The organism is Aquimarina agarilytica ZC1 (genome assembly GCF_000255455.1).
GTDB classification, from domain to species: Bacteria; Bacteroidota; Bacteroidia; order Flavobacteriales; family Flavobacteriaceae; genus Aquimarina; species Aquimarina agarilytica.
The window spans coordinates 11,896-19,597 of record NZ_JH621299.1 but is presented as its reverse complement, the minus strand read 5'-3'; the positions used below and the strand labels follow the sequence as shown (position 1 = coordinate 19,597).

Genomic DNA, 7,702 nt, shown 5'->3' with positions numbered 1-7,702 from the left:
AGAGTAGATGATTTTGGCATCCTTAAATATACGAAATATTTATATTAAAAGCGTATTAAACGCATAAACATTGCCATATTCACAAAAAAAAAGACCTCGTAAAACGAAGTCTCTTTGTTTGTCATTCTATTGGATAACTTAAAATAATTATGCCTCTTTATCTAAAAAGTCAGGAATTCCATTATTATTTACATCTGGTTTAGTCATATCAATACCTTCATTATCATTAGTAGGTATCCCATCACAATCAAAATCTATCTCTGGATTATCTAAAATTATAATTTCATCTTCAGTTGCCTTATCATCGCCATCATCATTGTTATCTAAAAAATTGGGTGCTCCATTATTATCCGTATCATCATCAAAAAAGTTAAGGTTCCCATTTAAATCTTCCAACATAGAAAAAATACCATCACTATCATGATCCCTGTAATCCACATTAAATAATGAAAATGTATATACTAAATTATTATACTCCCTTGTAAGTCCATTTATCCTACCATAAAAACCTAAACCAGAAGGTACAAATAATGCTCCAATACCAAAATCATTATTTTTAATTTTTTCTTTACCTGTAGTATCTATATCAAAAACACCACATACCTGCTCTCCTTTTGTACTTTCGGAACTAGCTGTTTTAAACTGTGATATCCCTATGGCTAAACCAGGTATACTTTGTCTAGTAGTATCAATAAATAATGCTAACCAACCAACGTCTGTAGCTGATCCTTCAAATATTTCACTATTAATTGAAGTTACCTTCTCTTCACTATTATTAATCCTATTCCCTCTAAAGCTTACCTTTACATCATCAAGTCTTGATACGGGTCTGCCTTCTCCTTCTCTAATTTGTAATACATACAACGTCTGTTCGGTATTGGCTTCTGTAAATTTTACTTTTTTTAATTCATCTAATTCTATTAAAGGTTTTCCTGATGTTTTATTCATATCAGTCCCTTCTGGTAGCTTACCGTCTGTTAGTTTATAAAAAACAATATCGTTATTTGTCAATTCATGATCCGCTACTTTAAAATCTAGATCATTATACGTATGTGTACTTAAAAAATTTTGTAAAATCTCATCATCAGCAATCGCTTGAGGTCCTCTTTCTCTAATTGGTTCTACAGAAGGCCCATCATCATCATTATTACACGAAAACATTGCAACTAAAAGTGCTAATCCGATCAAATATTTATTCATATAATCTTTATTTTGCCACGAAGATACAATTTTAAAAACTTTCAATTACTCTTCAATTAATGACTTAATAACCTTTTTTTTATTGAAATGTTACAATTAAAAATAGATCTTTATATGTACTATCGGCGTAGTATTTTATTGAGTTTTATTGTAATTTTGAGTCTCAACATTTGATGAAATGCTATAAACTATGCGAATTGATAAATATCTATGGTGTATTCGTTTTTACAAAACCCGAAGTATTGCCACACGAGCTTGTAAACAGGGAAAAATTAAAATTGCAGATGCTATTGTAAAACCTTCACGAGAAGTATATCCTACCGATATAATTAGTGCTAGAAAAGACCAAATTAATTATCAAATTGAAGTTTTAGATTATCCCCCTAGCCGAGTTGGGGCAAAATTAGTAGATTTATACAGAATTGATAGGACTCCAAAAGAAGCTTTTGAAAAATTAGATTTATTAAAATATTCAAAAGATTATTACCGCAAAAAAGGAGCAGGTAGGCCTACCAAAAAAGACCGTAGAGATATTGATGAATGGATTGATGGGGACTCCATATCCGAAAAAGAATAAAAATGCAACAGGACATTATACTAAATCACGAACAAATTCAGCATAAAATTAAACGTATTGCTTATCAAATTTATGAAACGAACGTTAACGAAACAGAGTTAATATTAGCTGGAATTGCTGATAAAGGCTATATACTTGCCGAAAGATTGCAAAATGAATTACATCTTATTTCTGACATTAAAGTAAATTTATGTAAAATAACAATGGATAAAACACATCCATTAGGTACAGTTCAAACAAGTCTTTCTGAAGCTGAGTACACCAATAAATCCATAGTTCTAGTTGATGATGTTTTAAATACAGGAACTTCATTAATGTATGGTGTAAATCATTTTTTAAGTGTTCCCGTTAAACGCTTTAAAACGGCTGTTCTTGTCAATAGAAATCACAAAAAATACCCTGTAAAAGCTGATTTTAAAGGGGTTTCTCTTTCTACGTCATTAAATGATCATATCGAAGTTAGTTTTGATGATATAGATATGGTGAGTTTGACTTAAAAATAAAAACTAGTAAACAACTATTAGTAACACCATATATTAAAAAACTATTAACAAATCATTAACTTATAATCAAAATCTATAGCTTAATTAGTTAAAAGAATCTAATATTATACAAAACAACACTTTAACTGAGTAACTTTATGTAAAACCAATTAGCACCTTTTTGCATAAAGGTAAAATTGATTAGCGTTTAACTTAAAGTTTAAAGTGATGAAAAACAAAAAATTAACCACATCGGCCGGAGCTCCCATATCAAATAATCAACGCTCGTTAACTTCTGGAAATAGAGGACCTGTCTTGTTACAAGATTATCAGTTAATTGAAAAACTAGCGCACCAAAATAGAGAACGTATACCAGAACGGGTAGTACATGCTAAAGGATGGGGAGCACAAGGAACCTTTACGGTTACCAATGATATTTCAAAATATACATGTGCCAAAATATTTTCGAAGGTTGGGAAGCAAACTCCCATGATTTCAAGGTTTTCTACTGTAGCTGGAGAATTGGGTGCCTCTGATACTGAAAGAGATGTACGTGGATTTTCACTTAAATTTTATACCGAAGAGGGAAATTGGGATTTAGTGGGTAATAATACTCCTGTATTTTTTATTCGAGATGGATATAAATTTCCCGATTTTATACGTACCCAAAAAAGACATCCCAAAACAAATATGCGTTCTCCCGAGGCTATGTGGGATTTTTGGTCACAAACTCCCGAAAGTTTGCATCAAATTACCATATTAATGAGTGATCGTGGCATACCACAAACTCCGATGCATATGAATGGATATGGATCACATACTTTTTCCTTTTGGAATACTAAAAATGAACGTTTTTGGGTTAAATTCCATATGAAGACCATGCAAGGTCATAAACATTACACTAACAAGGAAGCTGCTAAAATTACAGGTGAAACTCGTGAAAAATATCAAGAAGAACTTTTCGGAGCTATTGAAAAAGGTACTTATCCTAAATGGAAAATGATGATTCAAGTAATGCCCGAAAAAGATGCCGAAAAAACATCATATAATCCTTTTGATTTAACTAAAGTTTGGCCTCACGGAGATTACCCTTTAATAGAAGTTGGTGAAATTGAATTAAATAAAAACCCAAATAATTACTTCCAATATATTGAAAATGCTGCCTACTCCCCTTCTAATGTAGTGCCAGGTATAGGTTTTTCTCCTGATAAAGTATTGCAAGCCCGTATTTTTTCATATGCCGATGCACATAGGTATCGTTTAGGCACACATTATGAAGCACTACCCGCCAACGCACCTCATAGCGAAGTTAACCATTATCATAAAGATGGTGCAATGCGCTTTTTTGATAATAGTAATGAGAACCCTGATGCCTATTATGAGCCAAATACTAAAGGAGGGCCTATTGAGGATACAAGCGTAGCCGAACCTCCTTTAACCATAAATGGTGATATCAGACGTTATGAAGAAAATGACACTTATGGAGAATATAAACAACCCGGTGATTTATTCAGAATGTTTACTACTGAGCAAAAAGAACGTTTATTTTCTAATATTGCCGAAGCAATGCAGGGAGTTTCTATGGAAATAATAAACAAACAAATCGCTCATTTTGATAAAGCCGATCCCGAATATGGCGCAGGTGTTAGAAATGCACTTGGTATAGCCTTAGAAACTGCTTGACATTATTAAAAAATAGTAATTGTTATTCTCATTTGACATCAACCAAGTTTAATTTAAAGATGTATAAAATGAGAATAACAATTCTATAACTATCCTAATACAGACAGGAATACCTTTTTTAATCGACAAAATAGAAACACACAAAACGTTAACTATATGAATCCACTATTCGACGCCATACGCTCAGAAGAATATAAAACAGTACAAAAAGTTTTAGAAAAAAATCCTGAATTAATAAATACTATTGATCAAAGGGGATCAACTCCTCTATTATTAGCTAGTTATTATGGCTTAGAAGATATTACCAAACTCCTTTTAAGTTATCACCCAAAAGTTGACGCAAAAGACGCTTCAGGTAATACTGCTTTAATGGGAGTCTGTTTCAAAGGCTATATCACAATAGTAGAATTATTGTTACAACATGGTGCCAACGTAAATATTACAAACTACTCTAATGCAACTGCATTAATTTATGCTGCTACTTTCGGAAAAAAAGACATTATCAAATTACTCCTAAAAAATGGCGCTGACTCTAGTATTAAGGACAATAAGGGGAATACAGCTAAAATGCATGCTCAAAAACAAGGTTTAGATGTAAATGATCTATTCACAGCCTAAAAACTGCTAAAAAAAATAATTATGAAATTTCAAACCATAAAAAACTTAAAATCTGTAACTATAAAAGCTTCTGGTTTCAAAAGAAATTTAATAATACCTCCTAACTTAGCTAAACAATTTCTCTTTTTTTTACAAGAAAATATTGGAAATGAAATAATACTTGTAAATACAAATATAGGTATTCAAATATTTTACTACTCCACAAAAAACTATAGTCAATTTATAAAAGAAAGTATGCTCTTTTATGCTATAAAATTAAATCAAAATGTAAGACTTAATTTCACAAATCAACTTGATGGCAACCAAGTTCGTAAACAATTTAAAAACGCGATTTATACTTTTTCACAATATCCAAGACTGTTTTTGGCCTATTCAAAAAAGTTTATTCAAATAAAAAAAGAAAACACTCAAAGTAAAATTGTAATGCCTTTTTTAAATACCTGTTTTGAAAAAACGATAACAAGTATTATTGAAAAAAATGGAATGATTCCCTTTCAAAATGAGCTTAACAAGAATAAAATAAAAGCTTTGGAATCCGAAATAAACAAAAAAATATTATTTAATTTATATGATGATATTAAACATCACTTAAATTAATGTACGTATTGTTTACGAATTTTAAAGAAAAAAGTACTCCCCTTATCCACATTAGATTCGACCCATAATTTTCCTTCATGCATTCGCACAATTTTATCGCAATGTGCTAAACCTACACCTGTACCTTTGTTTGGATTAGTTTCATTTACACGATTAAAAATTTTAAAAATCTCCTTTGAATCTTCTTTTGAAATACCAATACCATTATCTGCTACAGAAAACATTACATAGTCATTACATTGAGCTGCTCCTATTTTTATTTTAGGTATACGATTCTTTTTTCTGTATTTAATTGCATTAGAAATTAAATTCAAAAAAACCAAACGCAATTCAACTCCATAAGCCTCAACCATAGGCAACTTATCCACAACCACTTCGGCTTTGTTTTCTGAAATTCGTTTACCTAAATCTTTTATTGCCGTATTAACTAAATCATTTGTATTTACAAAGCTACGTTCTGCATTTACTCCAATTCTTGAATGTGCTAATAAAGATCTTATTTGCTTGGTCAATCGATCAACTGCTTCATCAATATACATCAAATAGTCGCGCCCTTTTTGATCAAATTTATCTTTGTATAATTTCCCTAAAACATCACCAGCAAATTTTATGGTTGCCAAAGGCTCCTGTAAATCATGCGAACAAGTTGAGACAAATTGCTCTAATTCTTTATTTAATAATTCAAGTCTAATTCTCTTTTGATTAAGTCTTTTTTGGGCATTCTTAAGGTCTGTGATATCTACAAGTGTTGACCTACTTAAAATAATTTTACCATATTCATCTCGCTGAGCTACGGTATATAAAATGACTGGAATAATTTTACCCTTAGTGGTAATCAATTCCATCTCCTCACTTTTTAATTCTCCTTCAGCTTTAAATTTTTCCAATAAAGCTAAACATCGTTCCTTTTTTTCTTCAGTAAAAATCTTATAAATTGGATTCCCTATAATTGCATTTTTATTTTCAAGTTCTAATTTTTGAACCACAAACTTATTACAATCAGCTATTAGTCCTGTTTCGGGATTTACATTTATATGCATTACAGGATCATTTTCAAAAAAGTAATTAAACTTAGCTTCGCTAATTTCTAATTTTCGCCTTGCCTCTTCGTAAGATTCATACCCATTAATTTCCCTAACAATGTTATCTGTAACTGGAAGTTTTAAAAACGTAACTAAATAAAATGATTCTGTATCTATTGCTATTATGCTTGATATTACTTTTAACCTTTTTTGTTTATTATTTATTCCAATATAATTAACATTCGTTTTAACTTTTTTATTTGTTCTAAACGATTTTTGCAGGTTTTCTTTAACACTATCAATTAATGATACTGGAAGGAAATCAAATAAATTTTGATAAAGCTCAAAGCTGTGTACTCCAATTTCTGAGGTATCTCCTGCTATTGAACATATTTTATAATCAATATCCAAACGCACACTTACTGCTGATAATTGACTCATCAACTCATTAGCATCTATATATTGTTGTGTTATCATAACATTTGTAAAACGTAAACAAGTTACAAAATATTATAATTAATTACTTTGGGAACTCCCTAAAAATAAAGCTATTTATTGCAACATATGTATTTAAAAGAGCGTTGGTTGGTTATCTTCGTCGAAATTTCCTTCATCTGAATCATTTTCTTTTGATTCACTCCCTTTTTCGGCTGCTATTGTTGTTTTCATTTCTTCTGCTTCTGGAATATCGGAAACTTCTTCATACGGTAAAGGATCTTTAGCATTAATATGCCTTAGCTTATCTGTAGTTAACTGGTTTCCTATCGCCTTTAAACCTTTTATGGAAATAAATTCGGCTAAATTAATCAATTGATTAGGTCGTTGCTCTTTCCCTCTTAATTTATAAAAAACTAATTCTACTTGTGGTAAATAGTCTGTGGATACAATTTCTAAAAATGAATCAGGGTGATCTGTTATAAATTTTTCCTCTTTCCCTTCAGTTTCTATTAAAAAACGTTTTACATAATAGCGTTTCTTTTCTCCGTCGTAATGTATCGCAGAAATAGGTTTTTTGGGCACCCATTTTTCTAATACAATCATGTCCGAATCAAAATGTGTAGTGAGCTCAGGCAAAATGGTTTTTACTTCCCCCTTTTGGTTAATAATTAATAAACGATCTTCACCTCTAAATTCGCCTAATAATTCTCCTCTACCATCAACATTTAAACGTCGAACAGTTTCATCAAACCAAATTTTACGTGGTTTTAATGTAGACACTCCTGCCTGTTTTAATTCTATTTTTTTAATGGCATACTTACTTACTACATTTCCTTTAACACCGCGCCCTTTTATTAGTAATGCTGAAAAATCAATATCAAATTTTAGTTTTTTAATACTACCTACTTGACGTAAGTAAATAGTAACCACTTCGGCTTCCCCATTAGGGTTTGCCGAAAAATAGGTGATTTCCGAGCCTTTTTTCCCTTGTGTTAAGTCATATTCTTTATCACGAGTAATACCCGTTACCGAAAAACGCTTTACATAAGAGGCTCCCCCACGTCCATCTTTATAAATAAGATTAT

6 protein-coding genes and 2 pseudogenes are annotated in these 7,702 nt (G+C 30.9%); 5 read left to right on the top strand and 3 right to left on the bottom strand.

Annotated elements, in window-relative coordinates; all coding sequences use genetic code 11:
* Positions 1–147: 147 nt before the first annotated feature.
* Positions 148–1,200: a hypothetical protein gene (locus KQA_RS0217380; protein WP_010182871.1), complete on the bottom strand. Its 1,053-nt coding sequence runs from the start codon at positions 1,198–1,200 to the stop codon at positions 148–150.
* A gap of 190 nt (positions 1,201–1,390) precedes the next feature.
* Here KQA_RS0217380 and KQA_RS0217375 point away from each other — a divergent pair, with 190 nt between their 5' ends.
* The 5 genes and pseudogenes from KQA_RS0217375 to KQA_RS0217355 all read left to right on the top strand — a co-directional run bounded on the left by KQA_RS0217375 (position 1,391) and on the right by KQA_RS0217355 (position 5,157).
* Positions 1,391–1,777 (top strand): RNA-binding S4 domain-containing protein, encoded by a 387-nt coding sequence (locus KQA_RS0217375; RefSeq protein ID WP_010182870.1) that lies wholly within the window; start codon positions 1,391–1,393, stop codon positions 1,775–1,777.
* 2 nt (positions 1,778–1,779) lie between these two features.
* Positions 1,780–2,274, top strand: coding sequence for a phosphoribosyltransferase family protein (locus KQA_RS0217370; RefSeq protein ID WP_010182869.1), 495 nt, complete (start codon positions 1,780–1,782; stop codon positions 2,272–2,274).
* 213 nt (positions 2,275–2,487) lie between these two features.
* On the top strand, positions 2,488–3,942 hold the full coding sequence (locus tag KQA_RS0217365; RefSeq protein ID WP_010182867.1) for a catalase: 1,455 nt from the start codon (positions 2,488–2,490) through the stop codon (positions 3,940–3,942).
* A 135-nt stretch (positions 3,943–4,077) separates the two neighbouring features.
* Positions 4,078–4,560: pseudogene (locus tag KQA_RS0217360) on the top strand (ankyrin repeat domain-containing protein); the annotation flags it as partial.
* Between the two features lie 21 nt (positions 4,561–4,581).
* Positions 4,582–5,157 (top strand): hypothetical protein, encoded by a 576-nt coding sequence (locus KQA_RS0217355; protein WP_010182864.1) that lies wholly within the window; start codon positions 4,582–4,584, stop codon positions 5,155–5,157.
* Here the strand turns inward: KQA_RS0217355 and KQA_RS0217350 are convergent.
* Entirely contained in the window at positions 5,154–6,656 is a 1,503-nt protein-coding gene (locus KQA_RS0217350; RefSeq protein WP_010182862.1) for a sensor histidine kinase, read from the bottom strand. The genes KQA_RS0217355 and KQA_RS0217350 overlap by 4 nt on opposite strands.
* Before the next feature lie 93 nt (positions 6,657–6,749).
* Positions 6,750–7,702 (bottom strand): annotated as a pseudogene (locus KQA_RS20840) (DNA gyrase/topoisomerase IV subunit A); the annotation flags it as partial.

Bases quoted from the DNA above. Each gene is read 5' to 3' on its own strand.
- KQA_RS0217380 (WP_010182871.1), bottom strand. From the start codon at position 1,200: ATGAATAAATATTTGATCGGATTAGCACTTTTAGTTGCAATGTTTTCG.
- KQA_RS0217375 (WP_010182870.1), top strand. From the start codon at position 1,391: ATGCGAATTGATAAATATCTATGGTGTATTCGTTTTTACAAAACCCGA.
- KQA_RS0217370 (WP_010182869.1), top strand. From the start codon at position 1,780: ATGCAACAGGACATTATACTAAATCACGAACAAATTCAGCATAAAATT.
- KQA_RS0217365 (WP_010182867.1), top strand. From the start codon at position 2,488: ATGAAAAACAAAAAATTAACCACATCGGCCGGAGCTCCCATATCAAAT.
- KQA_RS0217355 (WP_010182864.1), top strand. From the start codon at position 4,582: ATGAAATTTCAAACCATAAAAAACTTAAAATCTGTAACTATAAAAGCT.
- KQA_RS0217350 (WP_010182862.1), bottom strand. From the start codon at position 6,656: ATGATAACACAACAATATATAGATGCTAATGAGTTGATGAGTCAATTA.